The sequence below is a fragment of the Streptomyces sp. NPDC107538 genome (assembly GCF_055657445.1).
The window spans coordinates 457,211-481,902 of sequence record NZ_JBVKAY010000001.1; the positions used below are offsets into that span (position 1 = coordinate 457,211).

Genomic DNA, 24,692 nt, shown 5'->3' on the forward strand with positions numbered 1-24,692 from the left:
CCCGATGCGGGGCGTTCCGTCGGCCGCTCGGCCGACGTTCCAGGGAGGACTTCGAGTTGATGAACAGACCTGGTGCCGCGGTGACGGCGGCGGGCGTGCTGCTCGCCCTGCTCTGCCAGGGCACGGCGACGGCGCAGGACGCGCCCGGCGCGCCCCGTGAGGTGTCCGGCGGATTCGCGAGCTGGGCGCCGACGTTCGGGGCGGTCGGCGGTGCCGGCGTGACGGTGACGGCCGGGGCGCCCGCCGTGCGCGGCTCCGGCGGCCGTACCTGGTTCCCGGTCGACGGCGGCAGCACGACCCCGAAGGCCGGGGACGCCGACGTCGGCTTCGACGGCTCGATCCGGCTGGCCGGCACCGGCACGGACACCCTGACCCTCAGCGAACTGCGCCTGCGGCTCGACGGCGGCACCGGCGCCCTCCGGGTGCGGGCCGAACGGGCGGGGGAGAGCGGCGACTTGACGCTGGCCGAGGTCGATACGGGTTCCGCCCCGCCGACCGTGCGCGGCGGCGGTGCGACCTGGTCGGGCCTCAGTGTGTCACTGACGGCCGAGGGCGCCGCGCTGCTCGCCGAGTGGAGCGGTCAGGCGTACACGGCGGGGGACGAACTCGCCCCGCTCGACGTGACCGTGGGCACCGGCGCCTCCGGGGCCGGGCAGTCGGAGGACCCGCCGGGCGACGCGTCCGGCGACGACGCATCCGCGCCCGGTCCGGACGCTGACACGGACACGGACACGGACGGTACGACGGCACCCGGCTCCGAGGGGGCCGCAGCGGACACCCTCTCCGCGGCCGTGAAGTTCACGAGCCTCGCCGCGGGCGCCGGACAGCAGGTCACCGGCGCGGGGTTCGCACCGGGTGAGGTCGTGCTGGTCGCGATCGACGACGACACCCGCTACCAGGCCGTGGCCGACGACTCGGGTGAAGTCGCCCGCGATTTCCCGGTGTACGACACCGCCACCGAGGGCGTGCACACCGTACGGCTGTACTCCGTGACCGGAGGCCGTGAGGCGGCAGCGGAGTTCACCGTGCTCGCCGCCGAAACCCCGTCCTGAGCAACGTAGTTGTGGCGCCCTTTGCTTTCTGTTGACAAAGAGATCAAGAGCAAGGTTAGGTAAGCCTTACCTAAGTGTTGACGGGTGTGTCCCGCCAACCGTTGACGAGAAAGGTCCTCTCCCGATGAGAGTCGTTCCTTCCACCCGTACCGCCGCCCGTGCCGGCCTCGCCGCCGTCGCCGCCTCCGCCCTGACCCTGGGCCTCGCCACCTCGGCCTCCGCCGCCACCGCGACCCGCACCATCGTCGACGGCAGCACCACCTACAACCTGTCCGTGACCGCGCCGAACTCGGCCGCCGCGTCCGGCCAGGTCGTCACCGTCTCCGGCTCCGGCTTCAACACCGGCCAGGGCATCTACGTCGGACTCTGCGTGGTCGACGGCGCGCAGGGCGCCAACAAGCCCACCCCGTGCCTCGGCGGCCAGGACGAGACCGGCGCCACCGGCGCCTCGCACTGGATCAACAACACCTTCGGCGGCCTCTTCGCCAACAGCTCCAAGTTCGGCACCGGCGGCACCTTCAGCGTGAACATCTTCGTCAAGGCCACCCTCGACGACGGCAGCGTCTGCGGCGAGGACGTCACCTGCGCCGTGGTCACCCGCGCCGACCACTTCGACACCAACGACCGCAAGTACGACGTCCACGTCCCCATCAGCTTCTCGTAACCACCCCACCGGCCGGGCCCCTTCGACGGGGGCCCGGCCCTCGGCGTCCCCCGGGTGCGTGGCGGGCGCACCAGACGAATGAGGAACCCATGAGAGACGACACGACGGACCGGCGAGGGCCGGGCCGGGGCGGCCGGCTGTGGCTGAGACGTCCCGCGGCGCTGCTCGGAGCCGCCGCGCTGGTGGCCGCCGCGGTCACCGCCGTCACGGTGAGCACCGCCGCCCAGGCCGCCGACACCCCGAAGACCGGTCTCGGCGCGAACGGTCAGAAACTGACCGTCTCCGCCTCCGCCGACCTCGACCCGGACGGCGAGAAGCTGCGGGTCACCGGCTCCGGCTACGACACGAAGAAGGCCATCTACGTCGCCCTGTGCAAGGACAACGGCGACGGCAAGATCCCCTCCCCGTGCATCGGCGGCGCCGACCAGAGCGGCACCGGCAGCTCCTCCCACTGGATCGTCCCCAAGGGCGACCCCTACGAGGGCAGCCTCGCCATCGCCTGGGGCGACGGCGGCACCTTCGACGTCGAGATCGACATCAAGGCCGAGGACAACGGCGTCGACTGCACCCAGGTCGTCTGCTCCGTCGTCACCCGCGTCGACCACCGCAACTCCGGCGACCGCTCCCAGGACGTCCGTGTCCCGGTCGGCTTCGAGGGCCAGGACACCGGCGGCGGGGACGGCGGCGAGGGCGAGGACGTGCCCGCGGGCACGGTCACCTATGTCGAGTCCGCCGCGTTCACCGCGGCCGGCAAGGTCAACGACCTGATGCTGCACCCCACGACCGGGAAGCTGTACGCCGGTTCGGACAACTTCGCCGCCTCCGGCACGGTCGACGAGCGCGGCCTGCACATCCTCGACCCGGTGGACGGCAAGAGCCTCGGCCACGTCGCCCAGGCCCCGGGCACCACCGGCACGCTCGCACCCCGTGCCGTCGTGCGCATCGCCGCCCCGCTCGCCGGTGACGGCGCCGTCTTCCAGTTCGCGCTGCGCGGCATCGGCACCGCCAAGACCGGTGACACGGCGGCCACCGGCAAGTGGATCGCGGGCGCCAACGTCACCGGGATCGGCCCCGGCACCAAGGACTCCACCGTCCTGGTCGCCCAGGGCGCCACCCTCTCCGAGGTGGACACCGCCACCGCCGTCCCGCTGGAGAACCGCGTCCTCACCCTGGAGGGCGGCTCCCTGCTCGGCGTCGACAAGGCCCACAAGGCGGCCTGGTCCGCGGGCACCGCCGGCGGCACCCTGCGCCGCGTCGACACCGACTCCTTCACCGTGACCGCCTCGGCCGAACTCTCCGCCGACGTCCAGTTCATCGAGGCGGACCCGGCCACCGGCAACGCCTGGGTGGGCAGCGACAACACGGTGCGCGTCTACGACAAGGACGCCAAACTCCTGAAGACCATCGACGCCCCGACGGGGGCCGAGGCGGACCAGGCCGCCGACCTCGCCTTCGACACCGCCACCGGCCGGGCCTTCGTTGTCTGGCAGGACAACGGCGACTCCGGCAACGGCGGCGACCGCACCAGCCACCTCGCCGTGTACGACACCACCGGCTACACCCAGGCCGTGGCGCCCGTGAAGCTGGCGGACAACGAGTCCCAGAACGGCGCGGCCTCGGTCGCGGTCGCCCCGGGCGGCACCACCGTCTACGTCGGCAGCCCCTCCGAGGGCGAGATCACCAAGCTCGACCGCCAGATGTCCCCGAAGGTCACCCAGACCCCGACCGACCGGACCGTGGCACCCGGCGACGAGGTCTCCTTCGTCGCGGCCGCCGACGGCACGCCCGAACCCACCGTGACCTGGGAGGTCAGCGCCGACGGCGCCCAGACCTGGGCCGCGATCAAGGGCGCGACGGCGAACACGTACACCTTCAAGGCACGCGCGGCGCAGGACGGTTACGAGTACCGCGCGGTGTTCAAGAACTCCGTGGGCACCACCCGCACCACCCCCTTCACCCTCACCGTCACCGAGGCCGACGACACCACCGGCGGCGGCGGCGACGGAGACGGCGACGGGGACGGCGACGGGGACGGGGAGGACGACGAGCCGTCCGGCACGAAGACCGTCACCGGTTCCGACGGCCAGAAGCTCACCGTCACCCCGGTCAACAACCTCGCCACCGAGCAGCAGACCCTGAAGGTCACCGGCTCCGGCTACGACGAGAAGAAGGGCATCTACGTCGCCCTCTGCGTCGACAACGGCGCCGGCGAACTGCCCACCCCGTGCATCGGCGGCGTCGACATGACGGGCGGGTCGCACTCCTCCGCGTGGATCTCCTCCAACCCGCCGGACTACGGCGAGGAGTTGGCGATCCCGTACGAGGACGGCGGCACGTTCGAGGTCGAGCTGACCATCGACGCCAAGGACGAGTACACCGACTGCTTCAAGGCCACCTGCGTCCTCGCCACCCGCGCCGACCACACCCTGTCCGGCGACCGCTCGCAGGACGTCAAGGTGCCGGTCGCGTTCGTCGGCCAGGACCCGGTGGACACCGACGACGGCGACGGCGGTACGACGAGCACCGGCGGCGGAGACACCGCCGGCGGCACGTCCACCTCCGGTGGCTCCAGCGGCGGTTCGACCTCCTCCGGCGGCACGAGCACGGGCGGCACCACGACCACCGGGGGCGGCGGCAGCCTCGCCTCCACCGGTATGACCGTGCTCGGCGTGGCCGCCTCGGCCGCCGCGCTCACCGTGACGGGCTGGCTCCTGCACCGGCGCGCCCGCAAGGCGGGACACGGCACGGCCGTCTGATCCCGACGCCACGGCACGGGCGGAGCCCGGTCCACCGACACCCTCGGCGGACCGGGCTCCGCGCGTCCTGCCCCGCTCCTCAACCCGACGCCAGGATCCAGTCGTACGCCTCCCGCGCCGTGAACTCCTCCTGTCCGCCCCGCACCAGCAGCCCCGCCGTCGCGAACGCCGGATCGTCGGCCTGGCCGGCGAGATAGGGGACCGCCACGCACCGCATCCCGGCCGCGTGCGCGGCGGCGACTCCCGGCACCGCGTCCTCCAGCACGACACAGTCGGCCGGGACGACCCCGAGCCGACGGGCGGCCTCCAGGAACACATCGGGCGCCGGCTTGCCGCGGTCGACCTCCTCCGCCGACACGACGGTCTTCACATACGTGCCGAGGCCCGTGCCGCCGAGGATCACCTCGATCGCCTCACGCGAGGACCCCGAGGCCACGGCCATGGGCACCCCCTCGGCCGCGAGCAGTTCCACGAACTTCCGCATCTCCGGGTAGACCCGGGTGCCGGTGCGGGCCAGCTCCAGATAGTGGCGGTTCTTGGCGGCGACGATCGCCTCGGCCGGGGCGACGAGACCGTACCGTTCCCGCCAGTCCGCGACCGTCTCCTGGATGCTGATGCCGACGTACCGTTCGTGGTCCGCCCAGGTGAAGCCGGTGACGCCGTGCTCGGCGAGGATGCGCAGACTCGCCTCGTAGTAGTTCGGTTCGCTGTCCACGAGCGTTCCGTCGAGATCGAAGATGACCGAAGTGCTGCGGATAGTGCTCATGAAATCCAGGGTGCCAGGAGGGTTCAAGGGCCCAAGGGCCCAAGGGCCCAAGGGGCCTGGGGGCCCCGGGGTCCCGGGACCCCGCGGGTCAGTTCCCCACCGGCCGTCCCGCCGCCGAGCCGATCGACTCGACCAGCGGCGACAGCCGGTACGGCACCCGCTCCCGCAGCGCCACCTCGGTGCGCGTGCGCACCACACCCGGCAGGCTGATCAGCGCCTGGATGACGTCCTCCAGATGCGCGTTGTCCCGGGCCACGACCCGGGTCAGGAGATCGCCGCCGCCCGTGATCGAGAACGCCTCGACGATCTCCGGTACGGCCGCCAGCGCGTCCCCCACGTCGTCGAGATGCCCCTGGGTCACCTCGATGTGCACGAAGGCCAGCACCGGGTGGCCGAGCGCGGCGGGGGAGAGCGAGGGACCCGTGCCGGTGATCACCCCGTCGCGCTCCAGCCGGTCCAGCCGGGCCTGGAGCGTGCCCCGGGCGACACCGAGGATCCGGGCGTACTCCCGCACACTGGTGCGCGGCTGGTCCAGCAGCAGCCGCAGGATCCGGGTGTCCAGTTCGTCCACGGCCATGGTCCGCCGCCTCCCTCTGTTCCGTAAGCTGTTCCGTTGGCCTACCAGATGCCGACGATCTGACCCCAAGACTGTACCAATGGATCACTCGCGCGAGCCTGTGTTGAGCCAATGGGGTGGGAGGTGGTACCTCTGCCCTATTCACGTAACTCACGGCGCCGCGCGGTGCCGGACGGCGACGAGGCCGGTCCGGAGCGCGGCGCCTTCGCCGTGCCCGCGGCCCACCGGAGACCCCGGCCGGCCGCGGACGGGGCGGGCACCACGGCAAGGGGCGGCACACGGTCATGAAGAGGATGTTCACAGCTCCCGATCCGGGGCTGCTACGCCTGCGGAACGCGCTCCGCGCCGTCCTCGGGGTGGGCGCCGCCGTGGCCGTGTCCGAACTCTGCGGCCTCTCCCTCCCCGCCTCCATCACCGCGGGACTCGCGGCCCTGCTCGCCCTGTTCACCGTCACCGACGCGACCGTCCCCGCCCAGCGGCTCACCACCGCCCTGCTGCCGGTGGCCGGATTCCCCGTGCTCGCCCTGGCCGCCGCCCTGCACGACAGCACCGCCGCCCGTGACCTCGCGTTCGTGGCCACCGTCTTCTGCGGGGTCTACGCCCGCCGCTGGGGGCCGCGCGGCCAGGCACTCGGGATCTTCGCGTTCATGAGCTTCTTCGTCACGCAGTTCCTCCACGCCGTCCCCGCGCACCTGCCCGAGCTGTACGCGGCCATGACCCTCGCCCTGCTGGTGGCGGGCGCGGTGCGGTTCGTACTGTGGCCGATCGAGCGCTCACTGCGGCCCGTCGCGCTCCCCGCCGGGCCGCCCGGGACGGGGCTGGCGCGGCCCACCACCCGGCAGGCCTGCCAGGCCGCGGTCGCCTGCGGCGTCGCGCTGCTCGTCGGCCAGGCGCTCTCCGAGGACCGCTGGTACTGGGCCGTCGGCACCGCCTGGTGGATCTTCGTCAACACCGCGTCCCGCGGCGAGACCCTGGTCCGCGGTTTCCGCCGGGTCCTGGGCACCGTGATCGGTGTCGCCGTCGGACTGTTCGTCGCCGTCCCGCTCGACGGGGCGCCCGCGCCGTCGGCCGCGCTGGTCGCGGTCTGCGTCTTCGGCATCTTCTACACGGCGGCGCTCTCGTACTCCTGGATGATGCTGGCGGTCACCGTCATGGCCAGCCTCCTCTACGGCCTGCTGGGCGTCCTGGACCCCGGCCTGCTGGCGCTCCGCCTCGTCGAGACGGGGGTGGGCGCGGTCTGCGCCATGCTGGCCGTGGTCCTCGTCCTGCCGGTCACCACACACGCCACCAACGACGCCTGGATCCAGCGGGCGCTGCACTGTGTGCACGCCGCCGCGACCGCCACGGCCGCCCGGCTGGAGGGCGTCCCCGGCGCCGACCCGAGCCCGCACGCCGCCGAGCTTGAACTGCTGTTCGGCAGGGCGCGGATGGCCCTCGCCCCACTGGTCCACCCCCTGAACCCCCACCGGGCCCGCAAGGCCCGCGCCCGCGAGGCCATCCGCCTCCTAGACCACTGCGTCGGCGAGGTGCGCGCCCTGGTCTCCGCCACAGCCGACCCGGCCGGATCACGCGAGGCCGCCCTGATAGCCGCCTGCCGACAGGTGAAAACCGCCGTGGAGACCCTGACAGAGCCGGACGCCCAAACACCCACCACGATCCGGGCGACGCCCTCCCGGACGCCGCCTTCCCGGACACCGGCTTTCCGGACGACGGCTTTCCGGACACCGGCTTTCCGGGCGCGGGCTTCCCGGACGACGGCTTCGCGGACGGTCATTTCCTCGACCATGGCCGCCCGGACCGAGGTTTCCCGGCCGGAGGCCTCGCGAGTAGAGGCCGTCCGGCCGGAGGCCTTGCGGACGGAGGCCGTCCGGCCAGAGGCCCTGCGGTCAGAGGTCGTCCGGACCGAGGTTTCCCGGCCGGAGGTCCTGCGGACGGAGGTCGTCCGGACCGAGGTTTCCCGGCCGGAGGCCCCGCAGGCAGAGGCCGTCCGGTCGGAGACCCTGCGGCCAGAGGCCCTGCGGGCAGAGGCCGTCCGGACTGAGGTTTCCCGGCCGGAGGCCCCGCGGGAAAAAGCCGTCCGGTCAGAGGCCCTGCGGGCACAGGCATCCTGGTCAGAGACCGCGCGCACAGATTCCTCCCGGCTCGAAAGCGGCTGCGCCCTGACGCACCTGCGCAATCTGGAGACGGCGCTGGCGGAGCTGGCGAGGCCCCTCGGTGCGGCCGCCCCGGGCTCGCGGGCCGCCGGTTCGTAGGCCGACACCCGCCGGGCGCCCCCGGCGCGCGCCCTGGGCGCCGCGTGCGGTGGAGCCGGAGGCGTGCGCGGGGCGTACGGAACCCGGTCCGCGCCCCTGCCCCGGGGCTTTGGTCTAGACCTCCTGCTACTGTCCTCCCGCACACCAGGCGAGCGGGAGGGGACGGCAATGACAGCGGATGCGGATGCGGACGTGGAAAGGGACGTGGACGCGGCGGGCGGACCGCGGCGACGACGGGCGTACATCGGCTCGTTCACGTCGACGGGAGGGCTCGGCGTCCTCGTCGCCGCCGTCGACGAGAAGACCGGCGCGCTCACCGTCCTGGGCGGCGCGGACGACGTCCCCGACCCGTCCTACCTCGCCCTCTCTCCGGACGGGGCCACCCTCTACGCGGTCAGCGAGCGGCCCCGGGGAGCCGTGGCCGCCTACCGGGTGACGGGCGACAAGCCCGAGTTGACCGGCCCCCCGGTGGCGGTCGGCGCCGGCCCCACCCACCTCACCGTGCACGCCGGCCACGTCCTCACCGCCGACCACGGCTCCGGCAGCGTCACCGCCGTCCCCGTACGCCCCGACGGCACCCTCGCGGCACCCGCGTCCGGCACGCTCTGGCACACCGGATCGGGGCCCGACCCCCGCCACCAGCAGGAGCCGCACGCCCACCAGGTGCTGCCCGACCCGAGCGGCCACCGCTTCCTCGGCGTCGACCTCGGCACGGACTCGGTACGGGTCTGCGCCCTGGAGGACGGCGTCCCCGTCGCGCACCACGAGACGGCCCTGCGACCGGGCTCGGGCCCACGCCACCTCGCCTTCCACCCAGGCAACGCGGACGGCGACCGGGACCGCGAACCGGCCGGATCGTACGTCTATGTGCTGAACGAACTCGCCCCCACGGTCACCGTGTGCCGCTGGAACGCCCCTGACGGCCCACTGGAGGCGCTGGGAGAGACTCCGGTGCTTCCCGAAGCCCCGGAGGGCGACGCGTACCCCTCGACCGTCGTCGTGTCCCCCGACGGCCGCTTCGTGTGGACGGCCACCCGCGGCACGGACGTCCTGTCCGTGCTCGCCGTCGAGGGCGACGGACTGCGCCTGGTCACCACCGTGCCCTGCGGCGGCCGCTGGCCCCGCGACCTCACCTACGCCGCCGGGACGCTGTACGTGGCCAACCAGCACTCCGGCGACATCACCTGGTTCACCGTCGACCCGGACACGGGCGTCCCGGCACGGGCCGGCTCGATCGAGGCCCCCGCGGCTTCCTGCGTCGTCCTGGACGTCTGATCCCGGCCCCTGGGACAGCACGCGGCACGCGTACGGCCGAGGGCCCGCTCCTGCGAGAGGAGCGGGCCCTCGGCCGTACGGGCCGTACGGTGCACGGTCCGGGGCGGAGCGCCGGGACTCAGCGGACCGGCATGCCCTGCGGCTGCTGCGGCGCGATGCCGAGCGCGGTCGTGTACTTGCCGAGCGCCAGCTTGCCGATCGCCGGGTAGGGGCCGAGCGCCTCGGCGGCGGAGCAGCCCGCCTCCGACGCGGCCGCCTCGATCAGACCGGCGTCGATCTCCGGCCCTATCAGGTACGGCGCGAGCGCCAACTGCTGGGAGCCGGAGGAGCGCAGCTGCTCGGCGATGGAGGTGATCGAGCCCTCCTGGTCGAGGGCGGCGGCCATCACCGGCACGGCGAGCCGCGCGGCCAGCAGCATGCCCGTGATCCCGGCGGCCTGCACGGCCTCCTCGCCGCCCACGGTGGCCAGCACGATGCCGTCCGCGGCGGTGGCGACGGTGAACAGCCGGGCCCGGTCGGCACGCGCCAGACCGGCCTCCGACAGACGCACGTGCAGCGCCTCGGCGAGCAGCGGGTGCGGACCGAGGACATCGGTCAGCTCGGCCGCGATCCGGCTCTCCATGACGGCCTGGCGGACCTGGCGCAGCGTGGCGCTGTCCGGACCGGCCAGCAGGGGCACGACCACGGCGACGGGGCCGTCCGGCTCCTTGACGTCGTGACCGGCGGCGCGCGCCTGCTCGTAGCGGGCGGTGCGCTCCTCGGCGGCGTGCGTGAGCACCGACTGCAGCGTGGGGAACTCGTCGGCGCCACCGTCGACGTAGCCGATGCGGGCGTCGAGGCCGGGCAGCTCGGAGCGGGCGATGCTCACGACCTCCTCGGCGAGGCCGCGCGTGGCGGCGCTGGGCGTGCCGGGCACCGCGAGGACGAGCGCGGGCGCGCCCTCGGGAGCCGCCAGGGGCTCCGGGCGGCGGTGCCGCCCGGGCTGGCGGGGTCGCGGCATTCGTACTGGCAGGCCGGACGCGGGCCCAGTGGGGGAGCTCATGGCGCCGCATGTTACTGGCTTCTTGGGCTCCCCTGTTCGGGGAGGGTGCAGGTGAGCGGTATCCGTCCTGTTTTGTCTGATGAGTTACGGGGTGATCAGGGCCGATCGATACCGCATTTATCTGCAGAGCGGTGCACTTGGGTGACCACGGTGCAGCTTGTCCGACAGGCTGGATTACTCCCTGTTTCAGGTACTATTTTTCGGCCATCACGTATCCGTCACGTACAACATCCGCTCGTCGTACGGCAACCCGAGCCCGCCGGCCGCCAGCGCTGCCGCGATCCGCACGGCTCCCGTCAGCGGATCCCCCTCCGCCGACACCCGTCGCGCGTACGGCAGCCGGTGTGCCAACTCGGCCTCCAGCGGGCCGAGCAGCGGGTCGCCCAGCTTGAACAGACCGCCGGTCAGGGCCACTCGGGGCTCACCTGAGGTCGGGGCCGGGCAGACGGCCGCCGCCGCGTCGGCCAGGTGCCGGGCCGCCTCGCGCAGTACGCCCGCCGCCACCGGGTCGTCCCCGGCGCAGGCGGCCACCTCGGGCGCGAAGGACGCGAGGACCGCCGGGCGGTCGGGCCTCGGGTACAACCGGCCGGGCAGCCCCTCCATCGGGCCGAACATGTCCTCGGCGCGCGCCAGCAGCGGGGCCGAACCGCCGGTCCGCCCGTCGTGCGCCCGAAGCGCCGCCTCCAGCCCCGCCCGCCCGATCCACGCGCCGCCGCCGCAGTCCCCGAGCAGATGGCCCCAGCCGTCCGCCCGGCGCCAGCCCGTCAGGTCCGTGCCGATCGCGATCAGGCCCGTACCGGCGGCGATCACCACACCCGGCCGGGCACCGAGGGCGCCGGTGTACGCGGTGACCGCGTCGGCCGCCAGCGCGACCCGGCGCACCCCCAGCTCGTGTGTCAGCGCCCCCGGCAACTCGGCACGCAGCTGCTCGCCGAGCGTCGCGAACCCGGCGGCCCCGACGGCCACCGCCGCCGGACGGTCGCATCCGGCGGCGTCGAGCAACCGCCGTGCGAGGGGCAGCAGCCGCTCCAGGAACTCCCCGGCGTCGATCCCGCGCGCACCGGTCCGTACCGCCTCCCCGGAGAGCGCCGGCTCGCCGAGGACCTCGGTGCCCCGGGCCAGCACCGCGCGGAGCCCCGAGCCGCCGGAGTCCACGGCGAGGACGACGGGGGGCTCGCCGCCGGTCACGGCAGGCGCCAGTCCACGGGAGCGCCGCCCTGCTGGCTCAGCAGCTCGTTGGCCCGGCTGAAGGGACGGGAGCCGAAGAAGCCCCGGTCGGCGGACATGGGGGAGGGGTGGGCGGACTCGATGGACGGCAGGTCGCCGAGGAGCGGGCGCAGATTGCGGGCGTCGCGGCCCCAGAGGATGGAGACCAGGGGTCGCCCGCGCGCGGCCAGTTTGCGCGGGGCCGTGGTGAGCGCCCTGTTGAGCAGCACCCCCTGCTGGGTCCAGGGCGTCAGATCGCCGTTGGACGGCCGGCCGACGCCCAGGTCGGTATTCAGCTCCCGGTAGATGTTGAGCAGACTGCCCGGCAGCGGCCGTACCTCCTGCGCGACCGAGAAGGACAGCCCCACCGCGTGTGCGGGAGTTCCGGGATCCGTGTATCTGCGAGGAGAGGTCGGCGAGGCGTCATGACCGTGACGGAGTGGGTTGATCACTGGTTGCAACAGGCTCCCCTCCTTCCCGGTGACCGGCTACGAGAGTTGCTGGACCGGCTCGATGACCTTGCTGAGGAGGAAGAGTAGCGGTGTACGCGGCGTCTGTGTGCGGTGGCTTCTGGGTGTGCGAGGTCTCCGCGTGTGCCACTAGGGTGACGCCCTGTGGCACGACGACCGTTGCATGAACTTGTGGAAGCGGGCTGGGCTAAGGCTCTGGACCCTGTGGCTGAACGCATCGCGGTGATGGGGGACTTCCTGCGGGCCGAGATAGCGGCCGGCCGGACGTACCTTCCGTCCGGGGCGAATGTCCTGCGGGCGTTCCAGCAGCCCTTTGATGACGTGCGCGTCTTGATCGTGGGTCAGGATCCCTACCCGACGCCGGGGATGGCGATCGGCTTGAGTTTTGCTGTTTCGCCTGAGGTGCGGTCGCTGCCGGGCAGCCTGGAGAACATCTTCCGGGAGATGCACTCCGACCTCGGACTGCCCAGGCCGTCGAACGGCGATCTGACTCCGTGGACCCAGCAGGGGGTGCTGCTGCTCAACAGGGCGCTCACCACGGCACCGCGCAAACCGGCCGCGCACCGGGGCAAGGGCTGGGAGGAGGTCACCGAGCAGGCGATCCGGGCCCTGGCCGCGCGCGGGCGCCCCCTGGTCTCCATCCTGTGGGGCCGCGACGCCCGCAATCTGCGGCCGTTGCTGGGCGATCTCCCGGCGATCGAGTCCGCGCACCCGTCGCCGATGTCGGCGGACAGGGGCTTTTTCGGTTCCCGCCCGTTCAGCCGGGCCAACGATCTGCTGCTGCGGCAGGGTGCCCAGCCGGTGGACTGGCAACTGCCGTAGTGCGTATGGCGCGGTGATGGCTTATTGGAGAGCGGTGGCCTACTGCCGGGGCTGCCGGACTCTCGCTGGTTGAGCTTCTGGTTGGGCGAGAGTCTTCACCGCCGAGCTTCAGAGGGACGTCGACATGTTCTCGATGACCTCGCACGTGGAGTGCGTGGCGATCCTTGAGCCTACCGCGAAAGGGGCTCTGACCTGCGGTTCCGATCATCGCCGACGCTTGACCTGATGGGGCGCCAGGTTGCGTATGTGTCCTGATCTGGCGCCCACTCACGCTGACTCCAGCAGCGCGGCGCGGCGATGGGTATCTGCAGTCACGTGGCTCGGTCCGTGTCCAGGAGACGAGGCGCCGCCTCTGGGATGAGGTCCTGAGGCTCAGTCATGCCCGAGGCGCACCTTCCCTCGGGGACGGCCTGCCGGCCCGGCCGGTACGAGCGGTGGGGACGGACACCACCGGGGGGCGCCACCTGTTCCCGGAGCGGAGCGAGGACCAGTACAGACACCAGCCGCAAAGTAGGTCGCGGATAGCGGGTGGGTCCGTTTGACGCCGGATCGGTGCAGCGGTAGAGGTGGTTGGCGCTCAATCTGATGTGCCGGGGAAACTGCTGCACATCGACAGCGGAAGACCCCGGCCCGTGAACACGGCTGGGGTCTTCCGCTGTGCGAAGCCGCCGCCGGCGGTGGCGGCGGCTCGGCTCAGTCGGCGGCGAGCAGGTGGGCGGGGGCGATCCGGGACAGCCCCCGGATCGGCACCGTCAGGGCCGCCACCACCAGGGCGGTCGCCGCGAGCGTGGCCAGCAGCGCGGCGCCGGCGACCGGGAACAGGTGACCGTGCAGTACGCCCCGGCCGAGGGTCAGCACCCCGGCCAGACCGGCCACCGCACCGGACAGGCCGCCCAGCAGGGCCAGTCCGATTCCCTCGTAGAGGGTCAGCTTCGCCAGCTCGCGGTTGGTCCAGCCGGTCGCCCGCAGCACCGCGAGATCGGCGGCGCGTTCGCGCTGCGAGATGACCAGGACGTCGATGGCGCCGGCGGCGCCCAGCAGCAGGGAGAGGGCGACGCTGAGGTAGTCGGCCTCGCGCGCCTGCGCCACCACGGCACTGCCGAGCAGCGACCCGGCCACCTCGCCCCGGAAGGCCAGCGTCAGGGCGAGCAGCACAGTGAAGGCGGCCACTCCCAGCGCCAGCCCTGCCGCACCCAGCAGCGTGCGGCCCCGCACCCGCAGCAGGTTGAGCATGGCCAGTCCGGCCACCGAACGCACCGGGTGCGCGCGGCGGGCCGCCGTCACCGGGGGCCGGACGGCTTCCATCGGTCCCAGCCGGGTGGCGAGCCAGGCGGGGATCAGGCCCGCCGCCGTGGCCAGGAGGAGCGCCACCGGGAGCACGAGGAGTGACTTGGCGCCGGCTTCGGGCTGGCCCAGTACCCGGCCCAGCACGTACGCGAGCACCGTGCCCACGGCTCCGGCGGCGAGGCCGATCAGCGCCAGTTCGGCGAGGACCAGGCGGAGCACTTCGCCACCGCTCCAGCCTAGGCAGCGCAGCGTGCCGATCTCGGTGCGACGTGAGCGCACCGAGGCCAGCGCGGCCTGGCCGAGGAAGAGTGCGCACACGACGAGGACCAGCACGAAGAGCACCGCGCTCTTGGTGTCCACCGCCCGGAGAATGCGCAGTGCCACGCCCTTGGCGACCCAACGCTCCGTCACCTGTGCCGAGTCGCCCAGTGCCACCGTCTGCGGTGCAGGCGAGCTGCCGACGGTGACGTCGACCTGGAGCCGGGGGTAGGCGGCCCGGATCGCCCCGGCCACGGCGTTCACCCGCGCCCGGGAGGCGGTGTCGACGCCGGTCACTCCGGCCACCCGGATCCTGATCGCGCTGACCGGTGCCTTGTCCTGGAGACTCGGGACCCGACGGCTCTTGGTGAGCGCGGTGATGGAGTCCATCGTCGTCAGCATGGTGGGCGGCGGGCTGACGTAGCCGCCCAGGTTGCGGTCGGGCTGCAGCGGCTTGCCGTGGAGCTTCGCTCGGGTCGCGCTGTCCGCGCCGGTGACCTGTGGCGTCTGGTAGGTCTCCAACGGGGTGTCGGACAGGGGTGAGAAGCCGGGCAGTCTGCCGGTGTCGTAGCGGCCGACCAGGCGGACGAAGGGATTGGGCAGGCGTCCGGAGTCCACGCCGTCGCAAGTGCCCAGTCCGATGCAGTTCGTGGCGGCGTGACTGGTCACCTTCCGGTACTGGGTGCCCTGGTGGTTCTCCTCGGGGACGTTGGTGAACGGCTGCTGGTCGAAGTTGGTGATCCACAGACTGGGCTTCTGCGGCGGCTGCGGCTGCGCGGCGAGGTCGCCGTCGGAGGTCCGGCGGTAGGTGACCGGGCCGACCGTCCAGTAGCTGCCGGTGTCGAACGAGTCCTCGGTCAGTGCCTTCCGGTAGCCCTTGCTCAGGTCGACGCTGGTCGTGCCCACCGTGGTGCCGTGCAGGTTTCGGACGAAGCTGGCGGCTGTCGGGTTGCCCAGTTTCGAGGGCAGCTCGGCCGGGTCGCCGACGTCGAGCCGCTCGACCGTGGCGTCGAGCGTGCCGGTGGTCAGCGGGGTGTCGCTGAGCAGCGCCGGGATGTAGGAGTCGCGCTGTCCGTGGACGCTCTTGGCGCCCGACACCCTCCACGGCTTGTCCTGCTCGGTGAGCATCCGGCCCGAGGCGATGGTGTCGCCCAGCGCCACCAGCCGGTCCTCGGCCACCGGGTCGATGGCGGACAGCAGCACGGGGTAACTGACCGGAACGTCGATGGTGGCCTTGTCCTGGCCGGACTGGCAGTTCATCCGCGAACTCAGGTCCGGGTCGAACGGTGACCTGTCCCTGAGGTCCTCGGCGATGATGTTCGGCTTCAACGGCAGATCCAGGTTGAACTCGGTCTGCTCGGTCTTGTCCCGGTTGAAGTAGAAGCAGACGTCGTACTTCCCCTTGATCCGATACCGCTGGGTGCTCTTGTCAGCCGCACCCGTCTCCAGGGTGTCGGACTCGAAGAGGCCGTCCGACTCCGATGCCGACGTCAGGGGGGAGCGGGTGAGGTAGACGTACTCGTCCGAGGTGCGGTAGCTGCCCAGTCCGGAGGTGAGCGTAGGGCGGATGCGCAGGATCTGCCGGGACGCCTTGCCGTCCAGGAAGCGGGACACGTCCACCGAGACGGTGCTCGCCACCATGAGGTAGCCGATGTTGGCGACCGGCGCGGCCACGTCGACCCCGGCCAAGCCGCGGATGCGCCGGTACTGGTCGATGGTGATGCCGCCGAACGTGCCGGACAGGAAGTTCGGCGTGACCAGACCGCTCCGCCGCTCCACGTCCGTCTGCGAGTCGGGCGGCCGTACCAGGACGTCGTACGCGGAGCGTGCGTTCTTCCGTACCGTGCCCACGGTGGTCGCCTGGCTCGTGCTCACCGTCGCGGTCAGCAGGGTGAAACTGGTCGCCGCCACCAGGATTCCGGCGGCCAGGGCCAACGCGCGCCCGCGCCGCCGCCGTAGCTGGTCGAGAATCATCGCCATCACGGGCGCAGGCCCCCCAGCCGGTGCAGCACGTCTCCGGACGGTGTGATCCGCTGGTCCGAGGTGATCCTGCCGTCCTGCAGCCGCACCACCCGGTCGCCGCCCGCGGCGACCTCAGCGTCGTGCGTGGCGATCAGCATCGTCATCCCGTAGCGCTCGCGCAGCGACATCAGCAGGTCGATGATCTCCCGCCCGATGACGCTGTCCAGGTTGCCCGTGGGCTCGTCGGCCAGTAACAGTCCCGGCCGGTTGATCAACGCGCGTGCGACGGCGACGCGTTGCTGCTGGCCGCCCGACAACTGCGAGGGCAGGGCGTCGGCCCGCTGGTCCAGGCCGACGGCTTCGAGCAGCTCCATGCCGCGCGCACGCCGGTCGAAGTCCACTCTGCGCGGCAGGACGGGGGCGAGCACATTGTCCAGCGCGGTCAGCGCGGGCAGCAGGTGGAAGCGCTGGAAGACGAAGCCGACACGCCGCCGGTGACGGTCCAGGTCCCGGGGTATCAGTTGTGTGCCGTCGATCTCGACGTGCCCCTCGTCGGGCTGGTCCATGCCGCCCGTCACATGCAGGACGGTGGACTTGCCGGCACCGGACGGCCCGGTCAGCATCACCACCTCGCCGGCCGCGACCTCCAGGTCGATCTCGTCCAGAGCGGTCAGCCCGGGATACCGGCGGCTCACCCCGCGCAACGTCACGCTCACAGCCATTGATGCAGCCTCGCCCTCGTACATCGCGGCACGTACATCGCGCCCCTGCATTGCGACAATTCAGGGGTATGTTGTCACAATGTAGAAGGGACGTGTATGCCGCTCCACCACGCCGTGCTCGCGCTGCTGACCCGGCGACCGAATCACGGATACGAACTCAAGGCCCGGTTCGAGGAGGCCGTCGGCCCGCAGTGGGGCGGCCTGAACATCGGTCACCTCTACCAGATCCTCGAACGGCTGGTCCGTGACGGCTATGTCTCGCGCTCGCAGGTCACGCAGACCGACCGGCCCGACAAGAACCTCTACACACTCACCGAAGCGGGCGAGGCCGAGCTGCGCTCGTGGGCGACCACCGCCTGGGTGCGTGTCGGCGGCTTCCGCGACGAGCTGTTCCTGAAGCTCCTCGGCGCTGTCGCGCTGGGCCCGGAGGCCCTGGCCACACTGATCGAGTCACAGCGGCAGACGTACCTGTCGGAGCTTGCGGGCCTGGCGCAGCAGCGCCGCGCCCACGCCGACGAGCCGTTGGTCGCCGTCCTGATCGACGCCGCCATCGCGCACACCAAGGCCGACCTCGGACTGCTGGACAGCGCCGCACAACATCTGGGCCCGCTCGCCACGGCACAGGGCGCGCAGGCACCGGAGCACTCACCCTCACAGGTGCGGAATGACACCGGCGAGGCTCCGAGGGGCAGGGCGGGATGAGAGAGCCGAGGGCGGGTTCTGCACCTTCCAACCCGTCGTGAACGGCGGCGCCTGCCCCTTCAACCTCGACTGCCACAACTGCGACAAGTTCGTCCTCTCGGGCGCCGACCTCCTCTACTGGCGCCGCAAGCGCGAGCAGTGGCGGCTGCTGGCCGAGGGCGCCCCCGACGACGCCCTCGCCCTGGACCTGCGCAAACCCCAGGACTACTTCCACCGCGTGTGGTCCACAGCCTTCCGCGCCGCCGACCTCGCCGACGCAGGCACCGAGGAGGACAGCGAGTGCAGCGATACGTGCACAACCGAGGACACCGACCCCGAACAGGGCATCGCATGAACACCGTCCCCGAACCCTGCACCGCCGCTGCCCTGGCAGCCCGCCGCAGCAAGACCGAAACCGCCCTCCTGCGGGTCCGCGAGTCAGTCGCCCGGCTCCAGCGCGAGAAGGCCCAGGTCAGCTTCGCCGCCGTCGCCCGGCGGGCAAACGTCTCACGCACCTTCCTCTATGCCGACCCCGAGGCCCGGGCAGCCATCGCCACCGCGATGGCCGAGGCCAGTGAACGGCGGTCCCGGAAGCCCGCCGAACAAGACGACGAGGCTGCCCAGGCCGAGATCCTCGCCCAGCGCACCCGCATCGGTGAACTCCTCGGCCAGATCCGGAACTTGGACAGCTGACCGCCGACAATCGCACCCTCGACGAGCGGCTCAAGGCCGCCCGCTCCCACCACCGCTTCCAAGACCGCCGCATCGCCGACCTAGAAGCCCAGATCGCCGCCCCGGGATCAGCGCCGTCCGAAGGAAACCCACAACCGCCTGACCCGCCCCGCACGGCAGGACTCGCGCGCAGCACCCGCCGGTGACCGCCGACGTCCTACTTTGTGAGGGGCACCGTCCTCCATCCAACAAACAAGGAGCACCAGGCTGTGAAGGTCGAAATCCAGCCGGACGTACGCGACATCGCCGCTCGGTTAGGAGCAGGCGTTCCCTACGCGCTGAAGGTCCTGGTCGGCCGGCTGGCTGACGACCCTGACATGGGCCGGCCCTCGAATCTGCCCGGCATCCTGAACGTGACCGTTGACGGCGCCATGTTCGAGGATTGCCCCGACCTGTCCGTCGGCTACATCCGCGAGCCGGACCGGATCGAGATCCGGTTTCTGAGAGCGGCACCCTTCCCCGAGCCCTCCACGGACGCGTACGACCAGGAGCAGGGCCGAGACCAGGACCAGCCTGCCGACCCTGCCATCGCCGCGGTCACCGTACGGGAGGTCGCCGATGCCTGGCGGCGCATCACCGGCTGGCTGAAGCACCACGCCCCCGACTCCTACGCCGCACTCCGCGCCGGCGCCAGTCCCACCGCCATCGCTGCCCTGGAAGGCGACCTCGGCATCCGGATACCCGTCGAACTGCACGTCCTGTGGCTGCTGACCTCGGGCGACGACGGGGGCAATGGCTGGGGATGCCTTCCGGGTAATAGGGCTCTGATGACCCTGGACGCTGTGGCCGCCACCTACCGGCTGAAGATGGACGCCCAGGCCCACGAGGACACCTCCCATACCGGCCGCCCCGAGGACGAGCGGATCACCGTGTGGAAGGCAACCCGGATTCCGGTTGTCGCTTTGGGCCCCGCTGACAGCACCTCGGGCCTGTACCTGGACGCCGAGACCGGTTACCTGGGCCGGTGGTCCCGATACAACGAAGGCCCCGGTGAAGTACTCGACACCCTGGTCACCTACCTTGAAGAGGCTGCCGACATGCTCGAAACGCCGGCCCTGGCCACGGGGGACAAGCCCGGTCTGATCGGCGGGGCGCTGGTGTGGCTCAGCAGTATCGACCCGGCACAGGAAGACCGGTGGCGGCCCTGGACCGGCTGACCACTTACGAGAAGGGGGCAGCCCTGCGGGCCGGCCCCCCTTCCAGCTTTCACATGCTGGTGCTCAGGCTACGTCAGCCGATTTTTTCCAGGTGCAGGTAGTCGCAGTTGACGTGCAGTGCTCGAATCCGGGAAGGGTTACGAAGAACCCGTCACCGTCCAGCAGCCGCCACGCCGGAGCCGGGAACCCGCTGAACGCCTGCTGATTCTGCTGTGCGGGTGTCCGCGAGGATGCCGAAGTTCGCCGAGCCTCGCCCATCTTGTCGGTGAACAACTGGGCGCACTTGGTGCCCGACGTCACCAGGTTGACGCTCTTGGGGTAGCCGCCGGACTCGTGCGTCGAAGCCATCGCGTACTCGTCGACCGCCGGTGCTGGTCTTGACCGGGGTGTCCGGGCCCAGGTAGTGCATCAGCGAGTCCCATCGCCTGGAGCCGGCGTGATCGGGCATCACCTGCTGCATGTACCAGTAGTACGCCCCCGCGGCCGGGTACAGGTTGGTGTCCAGCTTTCGCGTGCCCCGGGGTCGGACAGGGGTCCTGCCCGACGATGAGGACGCGGGCGTCGACGAAGGGCTGCTGGAAGGCCCGCAGGACGTGGGATCCGGTGGGGAGACAGGTGCGTCCGGCGGCGATCTCCGCGCGCAGGAAGTCGCCCATCTCGGCGATTCTCCCGGCCACGGGTTCGAGGGCCTTCGCCCAGCCGGGTTCGACGATCTCATGCAACGGTCGTGGTGCCGCGACGTCACCCTACTGCCGTAACGGCCATGACGATCAACCGGTGGCCGACAGGTGATCGAATGTGATCGCTCCTATGCCTAACACGACCCATTCCAGGCCGACTTGACGAACCGTTCACCCCTCAGCCCTGCCCACCCCTCAGCCCTGCCCACCCCTCGGCTCCTGTCCCTCCCTCAGCCCACGACCGCCGCGCGGACGCACAGCACGTCCGGCAGGTGCGAGAGCAGCTGGCGCCAGCTGTCGCCGTCGTCGGCCGACGCGTACACCTCGCCGTTGCGGTTGCCGAAGTACACGCCCGCCGGGTCCGCGTCGTCCGTGCACATCGCGTCGCGCAGCACCGTGCCGTAGTGGTCCTCCGCCGGCAGCCCCGCCGACAGCGGCTCCCAGCTGCGGCCCGCGTCCGCCGTACGGAACACCCGGCAGCGGTGGTCGGCCGGGACCCGGTCCGCGTCGGCGGTGATCGGGAAGACATAGGCGGTGTCCCCGCGGTGCGGGTGGGCGACCGCGGCGAACCCGAACGTGGACGGCAGATCCGCGCCGATGTCCTCCCAGTGCGCGCCCGCGTCGTCGCTGCGGTACACCCCCCAGTGGTTCTGCAGATAGAGCCGGTCGGGGGTCGCCGCGTCCCGCGCCACCTTGTGCACGCACTGCCCGAACTCCGGGTTCGGGTCCGGCAGGAACACGGCGGAGACACCGGAGTTGGAAGGCGACCAGCTCTGCCCGCCGTCCTCCGTGCGGAACACCCCGGCGGCGGAGACGGCCACGGTCACCGCCCGGGGGTCGCGCCGGTCGGTGAGGATCGTGTGCAGCCCCTCGCCGCCGCCACCCGGCTCCCACCTGTCCCGGGTCGGGTGCTCCCACAGCGGCCGGACCAGCTCGAAGGTCTCGCCCCGGTCCGCCGAGCGGTACAGCGCGGCCGGTTCCGTGCCCGCGAACACCACGTCCGGCTCGGCGGCCGACGGGTGCAGTTGCCACACCCGCTCCAGCGAGGCCCCGGTGTCCTTGGGGAACTTCACCGCCGGCTGCGCGGGCTCGGTCCAGGTGCGGCCGAGGTCGTCGGAGTGGAACACGGAGGGGCCCCAGTGGGCGCTGTCGCCGCCGACCAGCAGCCGGGGGGCGTCCGTACGGGTGTCGATGGCGACCGCGTACACCGCCTGCGCGTTGAAGTACGGCGTCTCGTCGAACTCCCAGGCGCCTCCGCGCCGTCGCCCGATGAACAGCCCCTTGCGTGTGCCCACCGTGAGCAGTACGTCAGCCATCCCGGCCACCTCCCGGACATCGTCGTCCCAGTCACCGGCCAGTCTGCACCCCACCACTGACAGTCACCCCTCGGGAGCCCTCCGCCGCAGGTCAGCGGGTGTGCCGGCGGGATAGCGAGGCGGCCGGGGGCCGTCCGGGTCCGGTGGGGTGACCCACGTCGCATGAGCAGGGGCGCGACGGCCGCCGTATGGGAGGGCGGTCCGGCAGTCCTGCGCGCGTGTGAGGGAGGGTGCCTCCGATGGTGGCATTCCGTGGTCCGAAGGTCTGGTTGTGGCGATGGCGGCGCAACCCGCTCAGACGGCGCAGCGACCGGCTGGAGTCCTGGGTCGTGCTGATCGCCTGGGCGCTGACGCTGTTCGGCGGTGTGGCGACCGGCCTCATGGCCGCGGACTCCGTCGAGTCGGGCCTCGCCCGGCAGCGCGCCGAGTGGCGCCCGGTCGGTGCCGTCCTCACCGAGGACGCGCCCGAGCCGTCCGGCGCGAGCGGTACGGCCACGGAGAAGGTGTGGGCGAAGGTCCGCTGGACGGCGCCGGACGGCTCCGCCCATGAGGGCCAGGCCCGCGTCGACCCGGCCAGTCTCCTGGGTGCCCGGGTCACCGTCTGGACGGACGCCGAGGGCCTGCTGGTCACCAAGCCGGCCAGTGCGTCGCAGGCCCGGTTGCGCGCCACGCTCGTCGGCGCTCTCGCGGGCCTGTTCGTGGCCGCCGTGCCCTTCGTGGGCGGTCGGCTGGTGCGCGGCCGGATGGAGCGGCGGCGGATGGACCGGTGGGACGAGGAGTGGGCGCTGATCGGCCCGCTCTGGGAGCGCAAGGCCTGGTGAGGCCGGGCGGGGCGGAAACGTGACGGTGACCGCCCCGCGCGCGGCCGACGGCCGGACGAGGCCCGTGGGGGAAGGCTCCGTCCGGCCGCCGGGGGACTCACCGGTGGGTGACGAGCGGGTTCACCTGTAGGTGATGTCCGAGGTGGCGTACTTGCAGTTGGTGCTGTCGGGGCCCGTACCGACAGCGGTGTTGTTGTTGTACTTCTGGCACGGGATGACCTTGCGGCCGGCGTCGTTGAGGATCGTGATGCCCCGCAGGGTCGCCACGTCGCCCCGGTTGACGTTGATGCCGACCAGCCGCGCGGTGGAGCCCGTTCCGGTCACCTCGATGTTGCTGAGGTTGACCTTGCGGGTGTACTGCGTGGAGCAGTCGCCGCAGGAGCGGTACAGCGTCTTGAAGTCGCTGACCGCGAAGTTGGAGATGTTCAGGGTGCCGGGCCCGTTGTGCTGGAAGACCTTGTCGGCCGCCTTCCTGGCGCCGCCGCCGGTCACCGTGTAGGTGGACCCGCCGCGGAAGGTCGCCGCGTCCTCGCCGACGTCCTCCCACCACACGTTCTGCAGCGTGCAGTTGCCCTCGCAGTGGATGCCGTCGGCGCCGGGCGCGCCGATGATGACGTTCTTCAGCGTCGCGCCGGCCGCGAGCTTGAAGATCGGGTCCTGGCCCTCCTCCTGGCCGTCACCGGCCAGGGCGCCGCTGCCGTAGTAGCGGACCATGCCGCCGTCCCGGGTGCCGGAGACCGAGATGGTGGAGGACACCGGCTGGCTGCCGTTGGCGGAGGGCCAGGTGGCGGCGTTCGCCGGAGTGGCCCCGCTAGTCATGATCATGCCAAACGAGAGGCTGAACGCGGCGAGCGTGCCGGTCAGCGCGCGCGTGCGGGCACGCGGACGTACCGCAGAAGTCATGTCCCGATTCCTTCTGTTGTCCGAGCGGATGGGGGGTTGGAGGGTTGGCGGGTTCTCAGAGCTTTCCGGCGCCCGCGCCCGACGTCACCGAGGCGACGACCGAGGAGGCGGGCTCGGCGGTGTAGCCGTACGGCGGGGCGGTGAAGCTCCCCGTCCGGGAGATCTCGGTGGCGGCCCCACCGAGGTCGTTGCCGCGCAGATTCGCGTAACCGTCCACGTCACTGCTGCGGTTCGTGGTGACCGCGACTCCGGTGTTCCGGAAGACGTTGTTCTCCACGAGCATCTGGGCGCCCATGCGCGAGTGGCAGGCGGTCTCGGCGCCGTCCACGTAGTTGTTGTAGAAGTGCCCCGTACCGAAGCGCAGGCTGGGGACGCGCGAGTACACGTTACTGAACCGGTTGTGGTGGTACGTCACCTTCAAGTGACCGGTGTCCTCGGCGGCGTTGTTGTCGCTGTGGCCGACGAGCGAGCCCTTGAAGTGTTCCTCGAAGGTGTTCCAGGACACCGTCACATGGTCCGAGCCGTGGTTGATGTCCAGCAGACCGTCGTAGTGGTCCTTGTCGTGGGTGCGGTCCGCGGAGAAGGAGTTGTGGTCGATCCACACCTTCGTGGACTCCTGGACCGTGATGCCGTCGGCGGGCGCGACCGGCTTGCTGATGTTCAGGTTCCGGACGACGACATTGGTCTCCTCCTTGATCCGCAGGCCGCCGCCGGTGAACCCGGACGACGAACCCACGCCGAGGACCGTCGTGTTGGAGCCGAGATCCACCTGACCGCTCAGCTGGATCAGGCCGTTCACCCGGACGACCTTGGCCGCGTTGCCGGTGACGGCGCTCTGGAACGCGGCGAGCGTCGAGACCGTGACGGCGGAGGCGCTGCCGCCGCCGGTGGTCCCGGCGCCGAAGCCGATGGGCGCGGTCTCCGCCGCGCCCGCCGCCTGCGGCAGGGCGAGCACGGCGGTCGTCGCCAGCGCGGCAGCGGCGGCCACCAGGGCCGATCTTTGCGCGTGTGTACGTGGGGGGACGGTACGCATGCGGGTGCGTCCCTTCAGGGGAGAGCTGATGGGCCATGTACGTGAATGGCATTCACTGTTCTGATCGCCGCACACGAGTGGGGGGAGTGCGGCGCAAAGCCGGTTCACATCGCTGAACGGAACGTAGAGGGCAAGCGCTTTCTGGTCAACGCTTTGCGCAAAAGACATTGCGCCGGACCACGGTCGCGCCTGGTCGGGGCGGTCGGCCGCGCCCGGCGGGTGTCGCCCGTCCGCCCCAAGGGCCCCGGCGGACCGGGG

The 24,692-nt window shown here is 71.8% G+C and carries 21 protein-coding genes and 2 pseudogenes; 11 read left to right on the forward strand and 12 right to left on the reverse strand.

All coding sequences use genetic code 11. The annotated features are described in order from the left end of the window. Positions 1 to 59: 59 nt before the first annotated feature. The 3 genes from ACZ7MG_RS02005 to ACZ7MG_RS02015 all read left to right on the forward strand — a co-directional run bounded on the left by ACZ7MG_RS02005 (position 60) and on the right by ACZ7MG_RS02015 (position 4,472). Positions 60 to 1,052, forward strand: a complete 993-nt coding sequence (locus tag ACZ7MG_RS02005) for an HtaA domain-containing protein (RefSeq protein WP_471385896.1) — start codon at positions 60 to 62, stop codon at positions 1,050 to 1,052. Positions 1,053 to 1,176: 124 nt separating this feature from the next. Then, a complete protein-coding gene (locus tag ACZ7MG_RS02010) occupies positions 1,177 to 1,716 on the forward strand; it encodes a hypothetical protein (RefSeq protein ID WP_471385895.1) in 540 nt (179 codons plus the stop codon). 89 nt (positions 1,717 to 1,805) lie between these two features. Next, positions 1,806 to 4,472, forward strand: a complete 2,667-nt coding sequence (locus ACZ7MG_RS02015; RefSeq protein ID WP_471385894.1) for an immunoglobulin I-set domain protein — start codon at positions 1,806 to 1,808, stop codon at positions 4,470 to 4,472. Between the two features lie 79 nt (positions 4,473 to 4,551). On the opposite strand, the gene ACZ7MG_RS02020 is transcribed toward ACZ7MG_RS02015, so the two are convergent. Both ACZ7MG_RS02020 and ACZ7MG_RS02025 read right to left on the reverse strand, forming a co-directional pair. Beyond that, the gene (locus ACZ7MG_RS02020) at positions 4,552 to 5,238 is read right to left on the reverse strand and encodes an HAD family hydrolase (RefSeq protein WP_471385893.1); all 687 of its coding nucleotides are present in this window, start codon (positions 5,236 to 5,238) and stop codon (positions 4,552 to 4,554) included. Between the two features lie 88 nt (positions 5,239 to 5,326). Continuing rightward, positions 5,327 to 5,815, reverse strand: a complete 489-nt coding sequence (locus tag ACZ7MG_RS02025; RefSeq protein WP_471385892.1) for an Lrp/AsnC family transcriptional regulator — start codon at positions 5,813 to 5,815, stop codon at positions 5,327 to 5,329. A gap of 284 nt (positions 5,816 to 6,099) precedes the next feature. Between ACZ7MG_RS02025 and ACZ7MG_RS02030 the strand changes: the two genes are divergently transcribed. Both ACZ7MG_RS02030 and ACZ7MG_RS02035 read left to right on the forward strand, forming a co-directional pair. Further along, positions 6,100 to 8,067: an FUSC family protein gene (locus tag ACZ7MG_RS02030; RefSeq protein WP_471385890.1), complete on the forward strand. Its 1,968-nt coding sequence runs from the start codon at positions 6,100 to 6,102 to the stop codon at positions 8,065 to 8,067. Between the two features lie 168 nt (positions 8,068 to 8,235). After that, positions 8,236 to 9,342, forward strand: a complete 1,107-nt coding sequence (locus ACZ7MG_RS02035) for a lactonase family protein (RefSeq protein WP_471385888.1) — start codon at positions 8,236 to 8,238, stop codon at positions 9,340 to 9,342. A gap of 118 nt (positions 9,343 to 9,460) precedes the next feature. Here the strand turns inward: ACZ7MG_RS02035 and ACZ7MG_RS02040 are convergent, their stop codons facing one another. The 3 genes and pseudogenes from ACZ7MG_RS02040 to ACZ7MG_RS02050 all read right to left on the reverse strand — a co-directional run. Beyond that, positions 9,461 to 10,384 carry a sirohydrochlorin chelatase gene (locus tag ACZ7MG_RS02040; protein ID WP_471385886.1) on the reverse strand — a complete coding sequence of 308 codons (924 nt, stop codon included), beginning with the start codon at positions 10,382 to 10,384 and terminating at the stop codon, positions 9,461 to 9,463. A 207-nt stretch (positions 10,385 to 10,591) separates the two neighbouring features. Continuing rightward, positions 10,592 to 11,572 carry an N-acetylglucosamine kinase gene (locus tag ACZ7MG_RS02045; protein WP_471385884.1) on the reverse strand — a complete coding sequence of 327 codons (981 nt, stop codon included), beginning with the start codon at positions 11,570 to 11,572 and terminating at the stop codon, positions 10,592 to 10,594. Continuing rightward, a pseudogene (locus ACZ7MG_RS02050) lies at positions 11,569 to 11,973 on the reverse strand (uracil-DNA glycosylase); the annotation flags it as partial. The gene ACZ7MG_RS02045 and the pseudogene ACZ7MG_RS02050, both read right to left, overlap by 4 nt. 231 nt (positions 11,974 to 12,204) lie before the next feature. Here ACZ7MG_RS02050 and ACZ7MG_RS02055 point away from each other — a divergent pair. Continuing rightward, positions 12,205 to 12,882 carry a uracil-DNA glycosylase gene (locus ACZ7MG_RS02055; RefSeq protein ID WP_471385882.1) on the forward strand — a complete coding sequence of 226 codons (678 nt, stop codon included), beginning with the start codon at positions 12,205 to 12,207 and terminating at the stop codon, positions 12,880 to 12,882. A 693-nt stretch (positions 12,883 to 13,575) separates the two neighbouring features. Here the strand turns inward: ACZ7MG_RS02055 and ACZ7MG_RS02060 are convergent. Continuing rightward, a complete protein-coding gene (locus ACZ7MG_RS02060; RefSeq protein WP_471386465.1) occupies positions 13,576 to 16,407 on the reverse strand; it encodes an FtsX-like permease family protein in 2,832 nt (943 codons plus the stop codon). Next, positions 16,407 to 17,111 carry an ABC transporter ATP-binding protein gene (locus ACZ7MG_RS02065; RefSeq protein ID WP_037672308.1) on the reverse strand — a complete coding sequence of 235 codons (705 nt, stop codon included), beginning with the start codon at positions 17,109 to 17,111 and terminating at the stop codon, positions 16,407 to 16,409. The genes ACZ7MG_RS02060 and ACZ7MG_RS02065 overlap by 1 nt, the downstream gene beginning before the upstream one ends. 96 nt (positions 17,112 to 17,207) lie before the next feature. Here ACZ7MG_RS02065 and ACZ7MG_RS02070 point away from each other — a divergent pair, with 96 nt between their 5' ends. The 4 genes from ACZ7MG_RS02070 (at position 17,208) to ACZ7MG_RS02085 (ending at position 19,681) form a co-directional block, all read left to right on the forward strand. After that, entirely contained in the window at positions 17,208 to 17,813 is a 606-nt protein-coding gene (locus ACZ7MG_RS02070) for a helix-turn-helix transcriptional regulator (RefSeq protein WP_471385880.1), read from the forward strand. A 37-nt stretch (positions 17,814 to 17,850) separates the two neighbouring features. Further along, entirely contained in the window at positions 17,851 to 18,147 is a 297-nt protein-coding gene (locus ACZ7MG_RS02075) for a hypothetical protein (protein WP_471385878.1), read from the forward strand. After that, entirely contained in the window at positions 18,144 to 18,485 is a 342-nt protein-coding gene (locus ACZ7MG_RS02080) for a DUF6262 family protein (RefSeq protein ID WP_471385876.1), read from the forward strand. Before ACZ7MG_RS02075 ends, ACZ7MG_RS02080 begins: the two co-directional genes overlap by 4 nt. Before the next feature lie 248 nt (positions 18,486 to 18,733). Further along, a complete protein-coding gene (locus ACZ7MG_RS02085) occupies positions 18,734 to 19,681 on the forward strand; it encodes an SMI1/KNR4 family protein (RefSeq protein WP_471385874.1) in 948 nt (315 codons plus the stop codon). 63 nt (positions 19,682 to 19,744) lie between these two features. On the opposite strand, the gene ACZ7MG_RS02090 is transcribed toward ACZ7MG_RS02085, so the two are convergent. The 3 genes and pseudogenes from ACZ7MG_RS02090 to ACZ7MG_RS02100 all read right to left on the reverse strand — a co-directional run bounded on the left by ACZ7MG_RS02090 (position 19,745) and on the right by ACZ7MG_RS02100 (position 21,677). Beyond that, positions 19,745 to 20,029 carry a hypothetical protein gene (locus ACZ7MG_RS02090; protein WP_471386515.1) on the reverse strand — a complete coding sequence of 95 codons (285 nt, stop codon included), beginning with the start codon at positions 20,027 to 20,029 and terminating at the stop codon, positions 19,745 to 19,747. 161 nt (positions 20,030 to 20,190) lie between these two features. Then, positions 20,191 to 20,403: pseudogene (locus tag ACZ7MG_RS02095) on the reverse strand (uracil-DNA glycosylase); the annotation flags it as partial. A 188-nt stretch (positions 20,404 to 20,591) separates the two neighbouring features. Then, positions 20,592 to 21,677, reverse strand: a complete 1,086-nt coding sequence (locus tag ACZ7MG_RS02100; RefSeq protein WP_471385872.1) for a WD40/YVTN/BNR-like repeat-containing protein — start codon at positions 21,675 to 21,677, stop codon at positions 20,592 to 20,594. Positions 21,678 to 21,916: 239 nt separating this feature from the next. On the opposite strand from ACZ7MG_RS02100, the gene ACZ7MG_RS02105 reads away from it, so the two are divergent. Then, positions 21,917 to 22,498, forward strand: a complete 582-nt coding sequence (locus ACZ7MG_RS02105) for an Rv1733c family protein (protein WP_471385870.1) — start codon at positions 21,917 to 21,919, stop codon at positions 22,496 to 22,498. Positions 22,499 to 22,618: 120 nt separating this feature from the next. Here the strand turns inward: ACZ7MG_RS02105 and ACZ7MG_RS02110 are convergent, their stop codons facing one another. Continuing rightward, positions 22,619 to 23,401: a pectate lyase gene (locus ACZ7MG_RS02110; RefSeq protein WP_471385868.1), complete on the reverse strand. Its 783-nt coding sequence runs from the start codon at positions 23,399 to 23,401 to the stop codon at positions 22,619 to 22,621. A 55-nt stretch (positions 23,402 to 23,456) separates the two neighbouring features. Continuing rightward, positions 23,457 to 24,434 (reverse strand): pectate lyase family protein, encoded by a 978-nt coding sequence (locus ACZ7MG_RS02115; RefSeq protein ID WP_471385866.1) that lies wholly within the window; start codon positions 24,432 to 24,434, stop codon positions 23,457 to 23,459. Positions 24,435 to 24,692: the final 258 nt, after the last annotated feature.

Bases quoted from the DNA above. Each gene is read 5' to 3' on its own strand.
- ACZ7MG_RS02005 (WP_471385896.1), top strand. From the start codon at position 60: ATGAACAGACCTGGTGCCGCGGTGACGGCGGCGGGCGTGCTGCTCGCC.
- ACZ7MG_RS02010 (WP_471385895.1), top strand. From the start codon at position 1,177: ATGAGAGTCGTTCCTTCCACCCGTACCGCCGCCCGTGCCGGCCTCGCC.
- ACZ7MG_RS02015 (WP_471385894.1), top strand. From the start codon at position 1,806: ATGAGAGACGACACGACGGACCGGCGAGGGCCGGGCCGGGGCGGCCGG.
- ACZ7MG_RS02020 (WP_471385893.1), bottom strand. From the start codon at position 5,238: ATGAGCACTATCCGCAGCACTTCGGTCATCTTCGATCTCGACGGAACG.
- ACZ7MG_RS02025 (WP_471385892.1), bottom strand. From the start codon at position 5,815: ATGGCCGTGGACGAACTGGACACCCGGATCCTGCGGCTGCTGCTGGAC.
- ACZ7MG_RS02030 (WP_471385890.1), top strand. From the start codon at position 6,100: ATGAAGAGGATGTTCACAGCTCCCGATCCGGGGCTGCTACGCCTGCGG.
- ACZ7MG_RS02035 (WP_471385888.1), top strand. From the start codon at position 8,236: ATGACAGCGGATGCGGATGCGGACGTGGAAAGGGACGTGGACGCGGCG.
- ACZ7MG_RS02040 (WP_471385886.1), bottom strand. From the start codon at position 10,384: ATGAGCTCCCCCACTGGGCCCGCGTCCGGCCTGCCAGTACGAATGCCG.
- ACZ7MG_RS02060 (WP_471386465.1), bottom strand. From the start codon at position 16,407: ATGGCGATGATTCTCGACCAGCTACGGCGGCGGCGCGGGCGCGCGTTG.
- ACZ7MG_RS02065 (WP_037672308.1), bottom strand. From the start codon at position 17,111: ATGGCTGTGAGCGTGACGTTGCGCGGGGTGAGCCGCCGGTATCCCGGG.
- ACZ7MG_RS02070 (WP_471385880.1), top strand. From the start codon at position 17,208: ATGCCGCTCCACCACGCCGTGCTCGCGCTGCTGACCCGGCGACCGAAT.
- ACZ7MG_RS02080 (WP_471385876.1), top strand. From the start codon at position 18,144: ATGAACACCGTCCCCGAACCCTGCACCGCCGCTGCCCTGGCAGCCCGC.
- ACZ7MG_RS02090 (WP_471386515.1), bottom strand. From the start codon at position 20,029: ATGGCTTCGACGCACGAGTCCGGCGGCTACCCCAAGAGCGTCAACCTG.
- ACZ7MG_RS02100 (WP_471385872.1), bottom strand. From the start codon at position 21,677: ATGGCTGACGTACTGCTCACGGTGGGCACACGCAAGGGGCTGTTCATC.
- ACZ7MG_RS02105 (WP_471385870.1), top strand. From the start codon at position 21,917: ATGGTGGCATTCCGTGGTCCGAAGGTCTGGTTGTGGCGATGGCGGCGC.
- ACZ7MG_RS02110 (WP_471385868.1), bottom strand. From the start codon at position 23,401: ATGACTTCTGCGGTACGTCCGCGTGCCCGCACGCGCGCGCTGACCGGC.
- ACZ7MG_RS02115 (WP_471385866.1), bottom strand. From the start codon at position 24,434: ATGCGTACCGTCCCCCCACGTACACACGCGCAAAGATCGGCCCTGGTG.